The organism is Sphingomonas sp. SUN019, from assembly GCF_024758705.1.
In the GTDB taxonomy this organism is placed as follows: Bacteria; Pseudomonadota; Alphaproteobacteria; order Sphingomonadales; family Sphingomonadaceae; genus Sphingomonas.
On record NZ_CP096971.1, the window covers coordinates 50,642 to 67,492 of the forward strand.

The 16,851-nt window shown below is 66.0% G+C and carries 13 protein-coding genes; 7 read left to right on the plus strand and 6 right to left on the minus strand.

The window, feature by feature from the left end:
• Positions 1 to 28 precede the first annotated feature (28 nt).
• Genes M0208_RS00250 through M0208_RS00260 form a run of 3 tightly spaced genes read left to right on the plus strand, consistent with a single transcriptional unit; the run spans position 29 to position 2,453 of the window.
• Positions 29 to 1,216 (plus strand): glycosyltransferase, encoded by a 1,188-nt coding sequence (locus M0208_RS00250; protein ID WP_258889750.1) that lies wholly within the window; start codon positions 29 to 31, stop codon positions 1,214 to 1,216.
• Complete coding sequence (locus tag M0208_RS00255; RefSeq protein WP_258889751.1) at positions 1,213 to 1,761, plus strand: polysaccharide biosynthesis/export family protein; 549 nt, start codon at positions 1,213 to 1,215, stop codon at positions 1,759 to 1,761. Before M0208_RS00250 ends, M0208_RS00255 begins: the two co-directional genes overlap by 4 nt.
• Positions 1,761 to 2,453 carry a serine acetyltransferase gene (locus M0208_RS00260; RefSeq protein WP_258889752.1) on the plus strand — a complete coding sequence of 231 codons (693 nt, stop codon included), beginning with the start codon at positions 1,761 to 1,763 and terminating at the stop codon, positions 2,451 to 2,453. The genes M0208_RS00255 and M0208_RS00260 overlap by 1 nt, the downstream gene beginning before the upstream one ends.
• On the opposite strand, the gene M0208_RS18465 is transcribed toward M0208_RS00260, so the two are convergent.
• Genes M0208_RS18465 through M0208_RS00290 form a run of 5 tightly spaced genes read right to left on the minus strand, consistent with a single transcriptional unit; the run spans position 2,420 to position 11,353 of the window.
• A complete protein-coding gene (locus tag M0208_RS18465) occupies positions 2,420 to 7,303 on the minus strand; it encodes a calcium-binding protein (RefSeq protein ID WP_309546971.1) in 4,884 nt (1,627 codons plus the stop codon). The two genes, M0208_RS00260 and M0208_RS18465, sit on opposite strands and share 34 nt — an antisense overlap.
• A 12-nt stretch (positions 7,304 to 7,315) precedes the next feature.
• Positions 7,316 to 8,617 (minus strand): outer membrane beta-barrel protein, encoded by a 1,302-nt coding sequence (locus M0208_RS00275; protein ID WP_309547028.1) that lies wholly within the window; start codon positions 8,615 to 8,617, stop codon positions 7,316 to 7,318.
• The gene (locus M0208_RS00280; protein ID WP_258889753.1) at positions 8,614 to 9,528 is read right to left on the minus strand and encodes an endonuclease/exonuclease/phosphatase family protein; all 915 of its coding nucleotides are present in this window, start codon (positions 9,526 to 9,528) and stop codon (positions 8,614 to 8,616) included. Before M0208_RS00280 ends, M0208_RS00275 begins: the two co-directional genes overlap by 4 nt.
• Entirely contained in the window at positions 9,525 to 10,478 is a 954-nt protein-coding gene (locus M0208_RS00285; RefSeq protein ID WP_258889754.1) for a glycosyltransferase family A protein, read from the minus strand. The genes M0208_RS00280 and M0208_RS00285 overlap by 4 nt, the downstream gene beginning before the upstream one ends.
• On the minus strand, positions 10,478 to 11,353 hold the full coding sequence (locus tag M0208_RS00290) for a glycosyltransferase family 2 protein (RefSeq protein WP_258889755.1): 876 nt from the start codon (positions 11,351 to 11,353) through the stop codon (positions 10,478 to 10,480). Before M0208_RS00290 ends, M0208_RS00285 begins: the two co-directional genes overlap by 1 nt.
• Before the next feature lie 216 nt (positions 11,354 to 11,569).
• Between M0208_RS00290 and M0208_RS00295 the strand changes: the two genes are divergently transcribed.
• The 4 genes from M0208_RS00295 to M0208_RS00310 are packed head-to-tail and all read left to right on the plus strand — an operon-like array spanning position 11,570 to position 15,521.
• Positions 11,570 to 12,352, plus strand: a complete 783-nt coding sequence (locus tag M0208_RS00295) for a glycosyltransferase family 25 protein (RefSeq protein ID WP_258889756.1) — start codon at positions 11,570 to 11,572, stop codon at positions 12,350 to 12,352.
• Positions 12,342 to 13,823 carry an oligosaccharide flippase family protein gene (locus M0208_RS00300; RefSeq protein ID WP_258889757.1) on the plus strand — a complete coding sequence of 494 codons (1,482 nt, stop codon included), beginning with the start codon at positions 12,342 to 12,344 and terminating at the stop codon, positions 13,821 to 13,823. The genes M0208_RS00295 and M0208_RS00300 overlap by 11 nt, the downstream gene beginning before the upstream one ends.
• A complete protein-coding gene (locus M0208_RS00305; RefSeq protein WP_258889758.1) occupies positions 13,820 to 14,827 on the plus strand; it encodes a polysaccharide pyruvyl transferase family protein in 1,008 nt (335 codons plus the stop codon). The genes M0208_RS00300 and M0208_RS00305 overlap by 4 nt, the downstream gene beginning before the upstream one ends.
• The gene (locus tag M0208_RS00310; RefSeq protein WP_258889759.1) at positions 14,814 to 15,521 is read left to right on the plus strand and encodes a TylF/MycF family methyltransferase; all 708 of its coding nucleotides are present in this window, start codon (positions 14,814 to 14,816) and stop codon (positions 15,519 to 15,521) included. The genes M0208_RS00305 and M0208_RS00310 overlap by 14 nt, the downstream gene beginning before the upstream one ends.
• Here M0208_RS00310 and M0208_RS00315 read toward each other — a convergent pair.
• Positions 15,478 to 16,839, minus strand: coding sequence for a hypothetical protein (locus tag M0208_RS00315; RefSeq protein ID WP_258889760.1), 1,362 nt, complete (start codon positions 16,837 to 16,839; stop codon positions 15,478 to 15,480). The two genes, M0208_RS00310 and M0208_RS00315, sit on opposite strands and share 44 nt — an antisense overlap.
• Positions 16,840 to 16,851: the final 12 nt, after the last annotated feature.

Below are 16,851 nucleotides of genomic sequence, written 5' to 3' on the forward strand. Positions count from 1 at the left end.
TTATATCGCCGTGCTATAGCGGATGGGTATGAGCGCCAGAACGACGGTCCTTTTCGTCATCAATTCGCTCGCCGGTGGCGGGGCGGAACGGGTGCTCACGACGATCCTGGCCGCTTCCGGGGCGTGGCGGGATCGTTATGACATGCATCTCGCGCTGCTCGACGACGAACCGCGCGCGTACCCGGTCCCCGACTGGATCAACGTCGTTCAGCTCGACGCACGTCATCGGCTGGGCGCCAGCGTGCTTCAGCTCCGCGCCTTGGTCGGCCGCATGCGCCCCGATGTCGCGCTCAGCTTCCTGACGCGCGCCAATGTCGCGACCGCCGCGGCGATGGCGGGGCGCGGGCGGCCGTGGTTGATCAGCGAGCGCGTCAACACCAGTGCGCATCTGGGCACTGGCGCAGGGGCGATGGTCGCGCGGGCGATGGTGCGGATCGCCTATCCGCGCGCGTCGCACGTGATCGCAGTGTCGGACGGCGTGGTTGACGATCTGGTCGCCAATTTCGGGGTCGATCCGGCGCGGGTCAGCGCGATCGCCAACCCGGTCGATCACGACACGATCGCCGCGCGCGCCGTCGAAGAACCTGAAATCGCGATCGATGGACCTTATGTCGTCGCGGCCGGGAGGCTGGTGCCGAACAAGAATTTCGCGTTGCTGATCGACGCCTTCGCCGATGCTGAACTGCCGATGCGGCTGGTCATCATGGGGGAGGGGCCGGAGCGCGCGGCGCTGGAGGCGCAGGTCGCGGCGCGCGGTCTGGGAGACCGCGTGCTGCTGCCCGGTTTCGCCGCCAATCCCTTTGCGATCCTGTCGCGCGCGAAACTGTTCGCTTTGCCCTCGAACGCGGAAGGATTCCCCAACGGCCTGGTCGAGGCGATGGCGTGCGGCCTGCCGGTCGTATCGACCAATTGCGCGTCGGGTCCGTCGGAGATCCTGGCGGGCCTGCCGCGTGACTCCGTTCACGGTTCGCGCGCGGTCGACGCCGGAGTGATCGTGCCGCCCAACGATCGCGCGGCCTTTGCGGCGGCGCTGCGTGAAATGGCGGTGGAACCGCGTCGCACGACTGCCGCCGCGGTCGCCCGCCGACGCTCGCTCGATTATGGGGTAGCCCAAGCGACCGAACATTATTGGCGACGGATCGACGCGGCGGTGCAAGAAGCCACATCAAATGTTATCGATACGTCCAGTCTTGTCCCCTCGGGAGTTGCGCGATGAAGTTTCTGTTCGCTCTGGCCGCCCTGCTTCTGTCAGCCTGCGTCGGGCAGACCTCGGTCGCGGGCGGTGGCCCGCCGCCGGCCGCCGACGCGCTGAAATTGGCGTCGGGCGATAAGCTGAAGGTCACGACCTATGGCGAGCCGACGCTGACTGGCGAGTTTCAGGTGGCGCCCGCGGGCACCATCGCGTTCCCGTTGATCGGCGATATCGCCGCCGCCGGCATGGACCCGATCGGTCTGGCGAAGATGCTCGAGGCGAAGCTGGGATCGGGCTATCTGCTCAATCCGAAGGTGTCGGTCGAGGTGCTGACGTATCGTCCCATCTACATCCTGGGCGAAGTGCAGAAGCCGGGCGAATATCCCTTTACCCAAGGGCTCACGATCCGCGGCGCGGTCGCGAAGGCGGACGGTTACACGTACCGCGCGAACCAGAACAAGGTGTTCGTGAAGCGCGCGGGCGAAGCGGGCGAAACCGAATATCCGATGACCGCGGACTTCGCGATCATGCCCGGCGACACCGTGCGCTTCTCCGAACGATATTTCTGATGGAGGAAAACGGCGAGCCGCATCTGCGCGGCTGCGCGGTGAGCTTCGCCAAGCTGAAGGCGCTGCTCGCCGCCGACCTGTATCGCTACGCCGGGCGGGTCGATGCGAAGAGCTTCCTGCGGCACTACGCCTTTACGCCGGGATACAAATATACCGTGCTGATGCGCACGTGTGGCTGGCTGAAGCGCAAGCCCGCCAAGGCGTTCGGCCTGTATCCGCTGTCGAAGCTGCTGCTGCTGCGCGCGCGCTACAAATACGGCTTCGCGATCCCGGAATATACCGAGATCGGACCGGGGCTGTTCCTCAATCGTTTCGGCGGATTCTACATCCACGGCGATGCGGTGCTGGGCAGCAACGTCAACCTGACCCACGGAGTCGTGCTGGGGCATATGAACCGCGGCGCACGGCGCGGCGCGCCGGTGATCGGCGACCGCAGTTTCCTGGGATCGGGCGCGAAGATCATTGGCGGGATCATTGTCGGTGAGGAAGCTGCGATCGGCGCGAACGCGGTCGTTACCAAGGATATTCCCAACCGCGGCGTGGCGGTCGGGATCCCGGCCAAACTGGTCTCCGATCAGGGATCGGATGGTTATATCAACCGGATGGTGCCGCCCGCCTTGCTGGCGGCTTGCGCCAATGCCTATCCGGGGCAGGCGCGTCAGAAGATGAAATCGGTCGCCGCCAGCGTTTGAACATTGTGCAGGAACACCGAGTCCGCGCCGCCGAGCGTGAGCTTGATCCCACCTGAAACGGTAGCCATCGATAGCGCCTCATAACTGGTGGCGAAGGCCGACAAATCGACCTTATCGCCATCGCTGGAGCGGAAATCGAGAATCTCGTCCGCGCCGGATCCGTGCGCGAACACGAAGCGATCCGAGCCTCCTTCGCCGTACAGCTTGTCCGCACCACCGCGCGCGCCCATCGCCATGAAGATCGCGTCGCCATACAGGACGTCATAGCCCGCATCGCCGTGGAGGACGTCGGCGGCGCCGACGGAGCCGGCGTCCATCTGATCGCCGTCCCCGACCAGAATGTCGTTCCCTGCGCCGCCCCACAGGGCGTCGCTCGCCCCGCGTCCGGCGGAGAGGAAGCGTTGCGCGTCGCCGACGAGCACGTCGTCGCCATCGCCGCCGTACAGCGTATCCTTCGCCGCTGCCGCGGACAGGAACACCAGATCCCCGACCAGGCGATCATTTCCTGCGCCGCCCTCCAGGCGGTCGTTCTGCTGACCGCCCAACAGATAATCGTCGCCGTCCTCACCGCGCAACGTGTCCACGTTCTTACCGCCGTCCAGGACGTCGTTGCCCAGGCCGCCGCTCAACACATCGTTGCCATCGCCGCCCGCCAGAGTGTCGTCACCCGCGGCGGCGGAAATCACGTTGGCGTTCACGTCACCGGACAGCGTGTCGTTGTAGTCGCTGCCGATCAGGCTCTCGAAGCCGGAAAATGTGTCTCCGGCCGCGCTGCCGCCGGAAACGACATGGGTTCTCAGGTCGACCGATACCGCGACGAGCGACCCGGTGTAGTCGAGCGTATCGATGCCTGCGCCGCCCGTCATCGCATCCGCGCCCGCACCGCCGCGGATGATGTCGGCTCCGTCGCCTCCGTCGATCACATCGGCCCCGCCTGCGCCAACCAGCAGATTGTCGAGCGCGTTACCGGTCAGGTTCGCGGCGACGATGCCGGTATAGACCAGTTGGTCCACGTCGCTGCCGAGTTGATACGAGGACAGCGTCGTGCGCACCCGGTCGATGCCCTGGTTCGCATATTCGGTGACGACGTCGGTCGCTTCGGTGACGAAGTAAGTGTCGTCGCCGAAACCGCCGAACATCCGATCCGCGCCCGCGCCGCCATCCAGAATGTCGGCCCCGGCGCCGCCGGTCAGCGTATCGTTCCCATTCCGGCCGTACAGCGTGTCGCCATTCAGCGGATCGTCGCTGCCAGTGATATTGTCGGCAAAGCTGCTGCCGACCACGGTTTCGATCCCGAACAAGGTATCGCCCTCGGCTTCGCCGCCGCGACTGACGTTCGTCGCCAGATTGATCGTGACCGCCTGCGACTTGCTGTAGTCGACCTGATCGCGTCCTTCGCCGCCGTCCAGCCGGTCCGCGCCCGCGCCGCCCGATAATTTGTCGTCACCCGCCAGGCCGTACAGCATATCGGAGCCGACCTTGCCGTATAGCGCGTTGCCCAGCCAATTACCGGTCCCGACGAAATTACCGGTGCCGGTGTAGCTCAGATCCTCCAGATGATCGCCGATCGTATAGGCGGTGAGTGCGGTGCGGACGATGTCGGTGCCGCCGTCCAGCAGCTCCACGACATTGTCGCCAAGCGAATCGACGACGTACGAATCGTTGCCGGTGCCGCCCGTCATCACGTCGTCGCCCGCACGCCCGTCGAGCGTGTCGGCGCCGTCGCCGCCGTCCAGATTGTTGGCGACGCCATCGCCGGACAGCGTATCGGCAAAGGCGCTGCCGATCAGACCTTCGATCCCCGACAGGACATCGCCGCCCGTCTGACGACCGATGGCGAGGTCGACCTGCACGCCGATCGCCGAATCGGCGTAGCTCGCGATATCGAAGCCCGCACCGCCCGTCAGAACGTCAACTCCTGCGCCACCGACGAAGATTTGATCGTTCGCATCACCGGTCAACGTGTCGGCAAAGGCCGAGCCAATGAAGCGTTCGACGCCCGTGAACGTGTCGCCGTCGGCATCGCCTCCGCCGGCCGTTCCTGCGGCCAGGTCGATCGCGATCGCCACCGCATTGGCCGAGTAATCCGCGCTATCCAGACCGTCGCCGCCGGCGAAACGATCCGCGCCCGCGCCGCCGATCAGTCGGTCGTCGCCCGCGCCGCCATCCAGCCTGTCGTCGCCCGCGCCGCCGAACAACGTTTCGTCGCCCAGCGTGCCCGCCAGCCGATCGGCATAGGTGGAGCCGATCAGGGTTTCGATACCGCTCAACCGGTCCCCCGCCGCGTCGCCGCCGATCTGGCTCGCACGGCCGAGGTCTATGTCGACCGCCAGGCTGGCCGAGTAATCCGCGGTGTCGATGCCGCCGCGACCATCGATCGCGTCTGCGCCAGCCAAACCCGCGAACCGATTGTCGCCGTCGTCGCCAGACAGGATATCGTCGGCGACGGACCCGGAAACGCCTTCGATCCCGATCAGCGTGTCGCCCGCGGCATCGCCCGACGATCCCGCGCCAATCGCTAGATCGACCGTTACCGCACTCACGCTATCGGCATAATCGGCGATGTCGAAGCCGTCGCCGCCGTCGATCAGATCGCCGTCGCCGCGCCCCGCGAGCACATCGTCCCCGCCGCCGCCGGTCAACGTGTTGACCGCTCCGTCGCCAGCAAGGCGGTCGGCAAAGGCTGATCCGGTCAGCGCCTCCACCTGCGCCAGAACATCGCCCTCTGCGTCGCCGTCCAATCCGATCCCGGCGGCGAGATCGGCGGTAACGGCTGCACCGCTGACGCTGTAGTCAGCGGTGTCGAAGCCCGCGCCGCCGATCAGCCTGTCTGCGCCAGCGCGGCCATCGAGCCGGTTGTCGGCGGCGTCGCCGGTCAACGCGTCGTCGAACCCCGATCCGACCAATTGTTCGATACTGGTCAGCCGATCGCCTTCTGCATCGCCGCCAAGGCCGGTCCCGACCAACAGGTCGATAGTCACCGCGACGCTGCTTGAGGAATAGTCGGCGAGGTCGACGCCGTTACCGCCGGTCAGGTCGTCGCTGCCGACACCGCCGACCAGGCGGTCGTCACCATCGCGCCCGTCGATCCGGTCGCTGCCCGCACCGCCCTCCAGCGTGTCGTTCCGAACGCCACCGCTTATCGTGTCGTCGAAGTCCGATCCGACGATGCGTTCGATATCGACTAGAACGTCGCCCGCCGCGTCGCCGCGACCCGCCGCGGCACTGGCCAGATCCACCGTCACCGCGGTGGTGCTCGCGCCGTAATCGGCCGTGTCGTATCCCGCGCCGCCGTTCAGACGATCCGCGCCTGCGCCGCCCGCCAGCACGTCGTCGCCGCCCGCGCCGGTCAGTTCGTCATCCCCCGCGCCGCCCGACAGGCGGTTCGCGTAGCGGTCACCCGCCAGTCGGTCATTGAACGCCGATCCCACGACGTCCTCGAACGCGTCGAACAGATCGCCTTCTGCGTCGCCGCCCTTCGCGACCAGCCGTTCCACGTCGATCGTGACCCCGGCGGCGCTGGTCGCATAGCTCAGCGTGTCGCGGCCTGCGCCGCCCGTCATGATATCCGCACCCGCGCCGCCCGCGATCCAGTCATCACCCACGCTGCCCGCGATCAGGTCATCGCCCGCGTCGCCGCCGACCAGTCCGCCGCCTTCGTTTGCGACGAGATAGTCCGACCCGATCGAGCCCGTTTCGGCGTGCGTTATCTCGCCCATCCGGCTGACGGTCGATCCGACGCCGGTCTTCTGGACTGCCGTCATCGCCGAACGTTCGACCGCGAAGTTCCATAAGGTCAGCGCACCGCCGCGCTCGGAGAGATTGAACAGCAGGCCGCCGTTGGCCGATTCGGAGAACAGCGCGCCCGCGATCGTTGCGCTTGCGCCCGCCGCCAGCCAGACGTGTTCGCGGTTTCCCGTCACGACCGGCGCGCCCGCATCGGTACTGAGCAGGCCGCTAACTTGCGCGTCGACGCCCCACAGCCGCAGATTGCGACCGTTGCCCGACACGATCGCGCCATCGACCACCACGCTGTCGGTCTTCAGGTCGAGCCCGCCGTCGCTGTTGCCGGTCGCGATCACGTCACGCAGCGTGATATTATAGGTGTCACGCTCGCTCGCAAAGCCGTCGCCATTGGCATAGGAATCAGTCGTATCGAGCGCGTTGCGCATCGCGGTGCGTTCGATCAGCACATCATGCGCAGTGCCTGCGATCTGCACGCCGATCGCGAAATTGTCGCCGTCGACGAAGCCGCTGTCGCCGCGGACGTTCTGAATGACGACATTGCTGCTGTCGTACTGGACGCGGATCGCGCCCTTTGAATAATTGTCGATCGCGACGTCGCGGATGGTCAGGCCTGTGATCGTCGCGGTGGCGTTGCCGGCAGACACGAAGTCCTCGAAAAAGCGCCCAACGTCGCGGGCCGCAACTTGCTGGATCGTGATGTCCTCGACATCGGCCCCGACACGGATCGCGGTGCCGACGTTGGCGAAGGACAGATCCTGAAAGACCAGATGATCGGCCCCGTCAAGCAGGCGGAAGACCTCTTCCCCGACCGGGTTCGCCGGATCGAACGGAATCTCCCTAGTGCCGACAAGTTCGGCGGCCATCGCATTGCCTGCGCTGTCGATTCCGCGGATCGTAACGGGACGCCCGGCGGCTCCGCCATCGACCAGGGCAATCGCGCTTGCCGGAACGGAGTAGCTGCCCTGATCGGCGATTAGCCGGATCTCACCGCCCGGACCCGCGGTGGCGACCAGATTGGCGAGATCGTCGATCCGCGCCGCATTGGCCATGCTGCTTCCGTCGCCACTGCCGGAACCGGTGGGCGATACATACGCAATGGCCATCGCAATACTCCGCTACAGGCCGGAAAAGGTCACTCCAATCGACGCACGCGTCTTTTCGAATTGGCGACCCGACGCTGCCCCTACACTTGATTGGCTGCGGTGCAACATATCGGCGCGCAGTGCGATCCGTGGATTGAGACGGTAGGTGCCTGACGCGCGATAAGCCCATCTGTCATCATTGCGATCGATGTTGCTGAAATTACGATCTTCCTTCTCGATGCTGGCGCTGAGGATCAGATTGCGGAGCAATTCGTAGTCGGCGCGGACCGAGGCGGTGGTCGAAAGAAAGCCCGAAGCATTGAGGATCCCGGTTTCGTTCACGCTGCGGTCGATCGTCGCGCTCAGGGTTACCAGCGGAGTCAGGAAATATTCGATGTCACCCCGCACCAGCACACCGCCGATATCCTCGAAGAAAGGGCTTCGGTAATTCTGCTGCAGATATCCCGCGCGCAGCGATCCGCGCACCTTCACGCCGAGTTCGAAGCTGGACCCGAGCGCCACTTCGTAACCACTTGAATCACGAGCCGGAACCGGTCCGATCCGGGTGCGATAATCGCGCACGTTATAGGTCGCCGTGCCGAAGAGCGCGATGCTCGGACTAAGCGCATATTCCCCGATCGCCGTGCTGGTCACGGTCGTGCGATCGCGGAAGTTCTGGTCGATGACGCCCCCTAGCGCGTCGCGGCTGTTGCGGAAATCGCGCCGCTCAATGTTCATCAGGCCGCGCAGGCGCAGGCGATTGATGACGTGGGTCAGCACGGTGTTGACCTCGCTCACGGTGAAACGGATCGGCCGCTGCGCCACACCGGGCGAGTCAGGGTCGGTGCGTTCCTGCGCGAAGCGGCCGTGGAGAGCGCTCAGTTCGAGCGTCGTCGCATTGCTTATGATGGATTGAGCACTACCGTCGAGACGGTAATTGGTCTGGTTCTCGCTGGTGCGTGAGGCATAACGTGTGAGATCGAACTGACCGTTCAGCGCCAGTTTAAGGTCCGGCGAGGGCCGTGTGATCTTCAACCGCGGCACGACGTGAAGATACGCATCGTCGATCCGCGGGGCATTCACCGCGAACAGATTGTCGTCATATCCGGTGGCGACGGCTACCGACGGCAACAGCTCGAACGTCCCTATCCGGGCCGGTACCGGATCGAACTCGGGATGGTCGCGCTGCAACACGCTGACGTTGCGCTCTCGCCCGAACGCGCTCGATGGCGAGGTGCGGCCCAACCCGTCGGTCGCGTCGGAAATCTGCGCGGTCGCCGCGCCCGGCGCCGCCGTCATGGCGATACCGGCCAGGATGATGATATCTCGCGTCATCGTTGCCCCAATGTGATGAGAAGCGGGAGATGGTCGGAACCCGTTGCGGCCAGCCGGTCGACGCGCACCAGGCCCCAGGCTGGCCCGGCGTAAAGCTGATCGATCGGCAGGAACGGCAGCACGCTTGGCCAGCTCCACGTCGCGCGCGTCATGCGCGCCAGTGGTGCCAGCGCCTCGTCCTGCGCGCGCATCGCCGAGCTCCACGGAGTCAGGTTCATGTCGCCTGCGACAATCAGCGCGCGCCGGTCCACCCGGTCGAGCGCAGCGGACATCGCCGCGCGTTTCTCGGCCTGTCGGCGGGCGGGCAGGGGCCAGGGGTAATGGACCGTGGCGACCCGAACCGGCGCCAACCCCGGCACCGCGATGTCGGCCCACAACAGCGGCGGCCCGAACTTGCGGCCCCGCGCATCCTCCAGGAAATAGCCGGAGGCGCGGATCGGCCAGCGCGACAGGATCGTCAGCCCGCAGCCGCCCTCGGGACATCGCGTCCGGTACGGAAAACGCCGTGTGGTCGCCGCAATCAAGGAACCGCGCGCGCGCGTGGTTTCCTGTAGCAGGACGACATCGGCCCCGGCCGCTGCGATCGCCGCGCCGGTTGCGGCCGGTGTCGCATTGTCGAACCAGACGTTGTGGGTCAGCACGCGCAGTTCATGCGCGCCGGCCGGGGCGGGGGGGATCGCGCGCGTCGCCTCCCGCGTTGCCGCAACCGCCATAGGCGCAATTCCGACCGCGGCGATCAGCAACGTCCAGAGCGCTCGACGCCGGGCGATCAGCAATCCAGCAACCAGAATAATCGCGAACAGCGGCAGGAAGGACGCGACGGCGTCGAGCGTCGGACTCCACGCGCCGAGCAGCGCGATCCACGCCGCCAGCGTCGCGACCGTCACCATCGTGCTGCCGACCAATCTCACGCGCGTTTCGCCCAGCGATCGCGCAGCAGGTGACCGCGCCGCCGCAACCCCGCCGGGATGAGCCGTGCGGCGAGCACGAGCATCGCGGTGCCCACGCCCTCGGGCAGATACACGTCGCGCGCGCGGATCGTAGTCCGGCCGGTATGCTTCATCGCGTACCGGGCGTAATGCGCAATCTCCTGGTTCACCAGCCGGCGGAGCAGGGCGGCCTCGCGCGGCGACGCGCCGGCAACCATCGCACGCGCCGTTCCCACCAGATACGGCAGGCCGAGCGTGGTGGTCGACTTGCTCACCTTATTCTCCGAGTCACGATGAAACGCGGCCGTTAACGCAGGATAATAGCGCAACAATCCGTTTCGGACGACCCGCAGCCACAGTTCCTTGTCGCCGCCACGCACCGCCTTGCCATCGGGAAAGCCACCCGCCGCCAGAATCGCCGCACGGCGGATCGCGATCGCGCCGGTCCACATCGGGCATTCGCGCACCGCAAGCCAACTGTCGAGAAACTGGGCGAAATCAAGCGTGACGGGGTGCTCGAGCGCAGGAGCAATGCGCTGTGGCTCACGGCGGTCGTCAAATACGTGATCGAAGCCCGTCGCCACCGCGTCGATCCCTAGTTCATCCGCGGTACCCCGCGCGAGCAGTGCGAGGTGATCGGGCGTCCACAAATCGTCGGCGTCCAGGAATGCGATCCATTCCGATGTGGCCGCGTCGATCCCCATGTTACGACCCGCGTAGCCACCGGGTCCGGGCGTCGGCAGATCGAGCAGCCGGATGCGCGGATCGTCGATCGCCTCGACGATCGCCCGCCCACCGTCGGTCGACCGATTGTCGATCACGATGATCTCGTGCGCCGGATAGGTCTGTGCGAGCACGCTGTCGATGGCATCGCGAACGTGCGCGGCCTTGTTGTACAGCGGCATGACGACCGCGAAGCGGGGGCCGTCCATCAATCGCGCGCCGCGGCGCGGCCGCGCGCCAGCTGCACGAACTCGCGCGTGGCGACGCCGGCCAGGTCGAGCGTCAGTTTCATCACCGCCAGCCGCCGTCCAAGCGGCAGTTCTCTGGAGACTGCCGCGCGTCGCAGACGCCGCACCGTGTCGACCGCGGTCACCCCCAGCACCCGTGCGAGGCGTGGCGTCGCCTGCGTCCGATCCCATCGGCCGCCGCTTAGTCGCCGCCGCTTGCGCACCAGTTCGGCGCGGTCGGCGCGCACGGGGTGACGCACCACCATGTCGGGGACGTAGATCAATGGGTGTCCCGCGGCGCGGATACGCAGCGCCACCTGCCGGTCGCCGCCTGATTTCAGCGTCGCATCGAACCCGCCCAAGTCACGCAGCACCGCCGCGCGGCTGATCCAGTTGGCGGTCGCGCAATTCCCGCGCGCGGCATGTTCCTGCGGAAAACTGAACAGCCGTTCGTAATCCGAATAGACCCGCGCGCCCTGAACGCCGTCCTCGAACAGCTCGATCCGCCCCGCCAACACGCCGAACCCAGGGTTCGCCCCAGCCGCCGCAAGCCCGCGTTCGAGCCAGTCGGCGTCGGGAACGCAATCGGCGTCGGTGAACGCGACGACTGGCGCAGCGACGTGCGCGATCGCAGTGTTGCGGGCGGCGTAGGAACCCGGCGTCGGTTCGGCCAGCAACTGCACGTCGGGATAGCCGCGCACGATGTCGGCGGTGCGATCGGTCGATCCGTTATCGACCACGATCACCTCATAGGCCGTGCGCTCCAACGTCTGCCGGGCGAGCGCATCGAGGCAGGCGGCGATCACCGTCTCGCCGTTCCAGACCGGAACGATGACGCTTAGCTTGAGGCCGGTCACGACTCGTCCTTTCGTCTGACGTCATACATTCGAATCGGCCTTCATGGCTGCATCTAGAGTGGTCAACGTTTTGCTGCGCTTGCGAAGGCAAGACGCCCCGTTATGCCGACGATGCGAAGATTTATCGACATGGTGAATGGCCCGTCGCTTATGCGGCCCGGACCGTCGCACCACCGGGTTGCGCTGCACTGCAAAATAGCTTTGCGTATCTTGGTGGTGCCGGATCGTGGCCAGAAAGTCGATGGCGCTCCGTCCGGACCGTCGCCGACCACCGAAATCTTCGTGGTGTCGCTGGCCGATGCCGGCGACCGCCGCGCCGCGTTCGCCGATCGCGCGCGAGACGCCGGTCTCGACTGGCGCTTCTTCGACGCCTGCACCGCAAAGCCCGACAGCCTGACGCTCGACGAACTGGCGGTCCGCCGCAACAAGGGCAGGGCGATGACCCGCGGCGAGATCGGCTGCTACGCCAGCCATTTCTCGATCTGGGAGGACATCGTCGCACGCGGCGTCACGCAGGCGATCGTGCTGGAGGACGATACGATCGTCGACTGGGCGTATCTCGCGCGGTTGGCCGACACCGACCTCGCCGCGCGCGGCTATGACTATCTGCGGCTCTACGCGAAACGGCCGACCTTCCAGCGCATCGTCGCAAAGGATTTCCTGCAGCATTCACGCACCGTGGTGGAATTGATCGGTCTGGCTTACGGTACGCAAGGCTATGCCATCACGCAGGCTGGCGCACGGGCTTTCGTCGCGGAGTGCCGCATGATCCGTCGGCCGATCGACGATGCGATGGACCGGTCCTGGGCGCATGGGGTCCGCAATCTCGCGCTGTTCCCGGCGCCGATCCTGGAGGCGACGGTGCCGTCCGCGATCGGCGCGACGCGGTTTGCCGGGAAGGACGATCCGGCGTTTTCCGCGCTCAGCCAGCGCGCCTGGCGACGGCTGGAGCGCGCGCGGATGCGGATGATGAAGATGAGGCGGCTCCTTGGACGCTGAACGGCCACGGTTCGACGCCGAACTGCGCAAGCGGAGCAAGGGCTCGATCGGCTGGACGCTGCTGCGTTTCCTGTCCGATCAGGTCTTTTCCTTCATCGTCTTCGTCATGCTCGCGCGGCTGCTGACGCGCGCAGAGATCGGCGCGTTCGCGGTGATCGCGATCACCGCGGAGGCGTTTCGCATCATTTCGACCGCGGGATTGCTCCAGACCATCGCACGACGGCGAGAACTTACCCCGGAATTTCTCGATACGATCCATCGATCGCAACAAGCGTTCGCCATTCTGTCGTGCGGTATCATCGTCCTGCTCGCCCGGCCGATAGCCGAGTTGATGGGCGCGCCCGGAATCGCATTGCCGCTGGCGGTGCAGAGCTTCGTGCTGCCGCTCGCCTCGCTGGGCGTCACCCACATGGCGCTCAGGCTGCGCGAATTCGGGCACCGGACGACCGCGCTGCGCTCGGTGGTCAGCGGGCTTGTTGGCGGCGGCGCGGCGATAGCGGCGGCGTTCTGGGGTGCTGGGATCTGGGCGCTGGTGATCCAACGGCTGGTCTCCGAAGCCATCGGCGTGGTATTGTCGCGACGATCCTATGACTGGACTCCGGGCTGGGCGTTCGCCTGGCCGATCCTGCGTGGCAACCTGATGCTGAATGTCAGCCTGATCTATGTCCAACTCGTCTTCCTGGCGACCGTCCGCATCCAGGAAATGGTGATCGGCGCGGGGATCGGCCTTGCGGCGGTCGGCATCTATCGCACAGCATGGCGCACCGTGGAGTTGATCTCGCGTGGCGCGATCCAGCCGTTCACCACAGTGGCGACGCAGACGCTGGCCCGGGTCAAGAACGACCGCGTCGAACTCGCGCGCGCCTATCGCTGGATGATCGCGCGCGCGGCCGCCATTTCCTTTCCGGCGCTCGTCGGGTTCGGGGCGCTCGCGCCGGTCGCGGTGCCATTCGTGTTCGGTGCGAAATGGCATGAGGCGGGCGAACTGGCGCAGGTCTTCGCGTTCATGGCGCTACCGTTCACGCTCAATTTCTTCGCCTCGCCCTCGCTCTCGGCGCTCGGCGCCGGGCGCAGCCTGATCGCCTTGTCGACAACCCAATTGGTCTTGAGCGCCATCCTCACCCTGTTGGCCCTTCCCTACGGGCTTTTCGCGATCGCCGTCTCCTATGTCGTACGCGCCTATTCCACCGTGCCGATGCAGATATGGCTGCTGCGTCGCGCGTCCGGCATCGGGCCGAGGACCACCTTCGCGGCGGTCGGCGCGCCGCTTGCGGCCTCGACCGTCATGGGCGTCGCGCTGGTGTTCGGCCTGCGCGCACTGCAGTCCGCGGGCGTCGGCGCGCCGATGATCCTTCTGGCGCTCGTTCCATTCGGCGCGGCGCTTTATGCGGCGATCCTGCTCATCGTGTCGGCCGAATGGCGCGCGATGATCGCCGGTCCCGCCAATCGTTTCCGAAAGGCCTTTGCTTGACCCAAACCGCCGATCAGGTCGTCGCCACGCTCGCCGGACGCTTTGCGGCGACGCTCGACAAGATCCTGCCGCCAGGCAAACTGGCCCTCGTCGATTTTCCCGATCACAGCAATGTCGGCGATTCGGCGATATGGCTGGGTGAGATGGCGTATCTGCGCCGCGCCGGACGGATGCCGGACTATGTTTCCGCGCTCGGCGATCATGACGACGATGCGATGGCGAAGCGAATCGGCGACGGCACTATCCTGATCCACGGCGGCGGCAATTTCGGTACGCTCTGGCCGAAGCACGAAGCGTTCCGGCTGCAGATGCTTCGGCGTCACCCAAATTGCGCGATCGTCCAGATGCCGCAGTCGATCCATTATGACACGCCGGAACGCGCTGACGAAATGGCTGCGGCGATCGCCACGCATGGCCGGTTCACCCTGCTGGTGCGAGATGCCAAGTCGTTGGCGTTCGCGCGCGAGCGGTTCGATTGTGCGGTCGATCTGTGCCCCGATGCGGCGCTGATGCTGGGCCGTCAGCAGCGCGCCGCCCCCGCCAGCTCACCGGTCTTCGCATTGCTGCGCACCGATCATGAACGCGCCGCGGGGACCGATGCCGTCCCGCCCGCCGGCGTGCTGGCCGACGACTGGCTGGCCGAAGACCCGCGCGCGCGCAATCGCGTGCGTGGCTGGCTGAAGCTGCGCCGGTTGCTGATGCGCGATCCACAGGCGCAGCGGCTGATGCTGCAGCGTGTGCTGGCGGAATGGCGCGTCAAGCGCGGTTTGGCGATGCTGAGTCAGGGCGATGTGGTCGTCACCGACCGGCTTCACGCGCACATCCTGTCGCTGCTGCTGGATATTCCGCACGTCTTGCTGGATAACAGCTACGGCAAGGTAGCCGGGTTCGCCGACCAATGGACCGCGCAGTACGCCGGTCTGTCGCGCGCCGCGACGCGCGATGCCGCTTTCCAGGCGGCGCTGGCCGCTATCAAGGAAAGGAAAAGCGATGTCGATCCGTGATCGAATCGTCCGCCGATGGGCGACGCTCCGCCTCAGCCCCACCGCCAGGCGGATGCGGCGCGAAGGGCTGACCTATCTGCGCCCCGTCAAGTTGATGCGGATCGAGGCCGCGCTTCGTCGATTGAAGAAGCGGCGTGTCGCCGGCGACTATCTGGAGTTCGGTGTGGCGCTGGGCGGCACCGCGGCGTTGATCGCCCCGGCGGCCCGCCGCGCCGACGCGACCTTCGTCGGGCTGGACGTGTTCTCCACCATTCCGCCGCCCACGTCCGAATATGACGATGCGAAGTCGCGTGAGCGCTACGCCGTGATCGCGGCCGGTGCGGCGACGGGGATCGGTGGCGAGACCTATTACGGCTATCGCGACGACCTGCTCGACCATGTCGAACACGTGCTGGCCGATGTCGGCGCACCGGTCGACGGCACCAACGTGCGCCTGGAAAAGGGGCTGTTCGAGGATAGCTGGCCAACGCTTCACGTCGATCGCGTCGCTTTTGCGCACATCGACTGCGACTGGCATGATCCGGTGCGTTACTGTCTGGATGCGGTCGCGCCGAAATTATCCGACGGCGGCCTGATCGTGATCGACGACTATCACGATTACGCTGGTTGCCGCATCGCCGTGGACGCCTTCCTCGCCGAAAATCCCGGATTCAGGATGGTGCCGGGTGCCAATCCGCTGATTGAGCGCCGCTGACTCCGCGCCGCCTACGACTGGCGACACGACCCGCGCGATAGATCGTGTAGCCGCACAGGAAGCCGTACAACCCAAGCCCCTCCACTTGCCAGAACGGCATCGTCGCCATCGTCAGCAACAGGAACGACGCGTGCGCCGACACCAGCATCAACCGGTCGCCGGTGGCCGAAAGCGCGGCCCACAGCATCGTCGCCCACAGGATCAGCATCGCCAGCACGCCCACCAGCCCGAGTTCGTAAACCGTGCTGACCAGCGTATTGTGCGGATAGACCTTGAACAATCCGGCCCAGCTTTCCGGTCCGAAGCCGAACAGATACTGGATCGGGCCGCCTTCCTTCCACGCGTATATGTAGCTGCTCCAGATATAGGCGCGCGCGGACATGATCTGCTTGTCGGCGTAGGTGAAGTCCGCGGGTGGCTTGATGAGTTCGCCGGGATGCGTGAACAGCATCGCTATATCGGCGAATTTGTCGCCGTAGAAAACGACCGCCACGCCGACCAGTCCCAGCGCCACTGCGCCCGCCACGCCCGCCATGAACGGCCGCTGGTCGCGCCGGACGCTGATCGTCATGTCGACCCACAAGGTTGCGATGGCGAGCGGCCCCATCGCAAAGATCGCCGTGCGATAGCCCGCGAGATTGATGCCCACCAGCGTCGCCAGCAGGAAGAAGGCTCGCAACGCCGGATGCGCCGCGCGCGCGAAGCAACCGACCACGAAGCCGGCGACCAGCGCGACCGAAAAAGCCGATTCGTGATTGTATCCGCCGATCCAGACGAGGCCGTCTTCCAGATCGGATCCCTTGGGCAGGTTCAGCGCCAGCGATAGCCACTGGAATACCAGCAGCGGCAGGAACGCGACCATCAGCCACCCGATGAAATGCCCTTCGGGATCACGGCGATGCGCCTGGAACACCGCCAGTGCGATCACGATATAATATAGATATTTTACGATTCCGTCGAACGCGCCGACCGGATCGTCGTTCAGAAACGCGCTGAGCAACAGCAGCGCCATCAGCAGATAGACGGGTATCAGCCAGCGGATCGCAAGGTTCGCCAGCCGGACGACGAAGATCAGGCCGATCCCGGTGATCGCTACGGACAGCACGGCATTGCCCGACAGTCCGGCCACCAGCGGGCGGAACATCCACAGATGATACGCGCCCGCGATGTACCGCAGCCACAACGCGACCAGCACGAAGCGCGCCGCCGCGCCGCGCAATCGCGCAAATGCGATCGCAAGTGGGACGAGCAGCAGCACCGTCACCGGAACGAGGATCTCTAGCCCGAACGACGGGCCGAAACTGGTGGTTTCGTTCACGCTGCTGCTCGC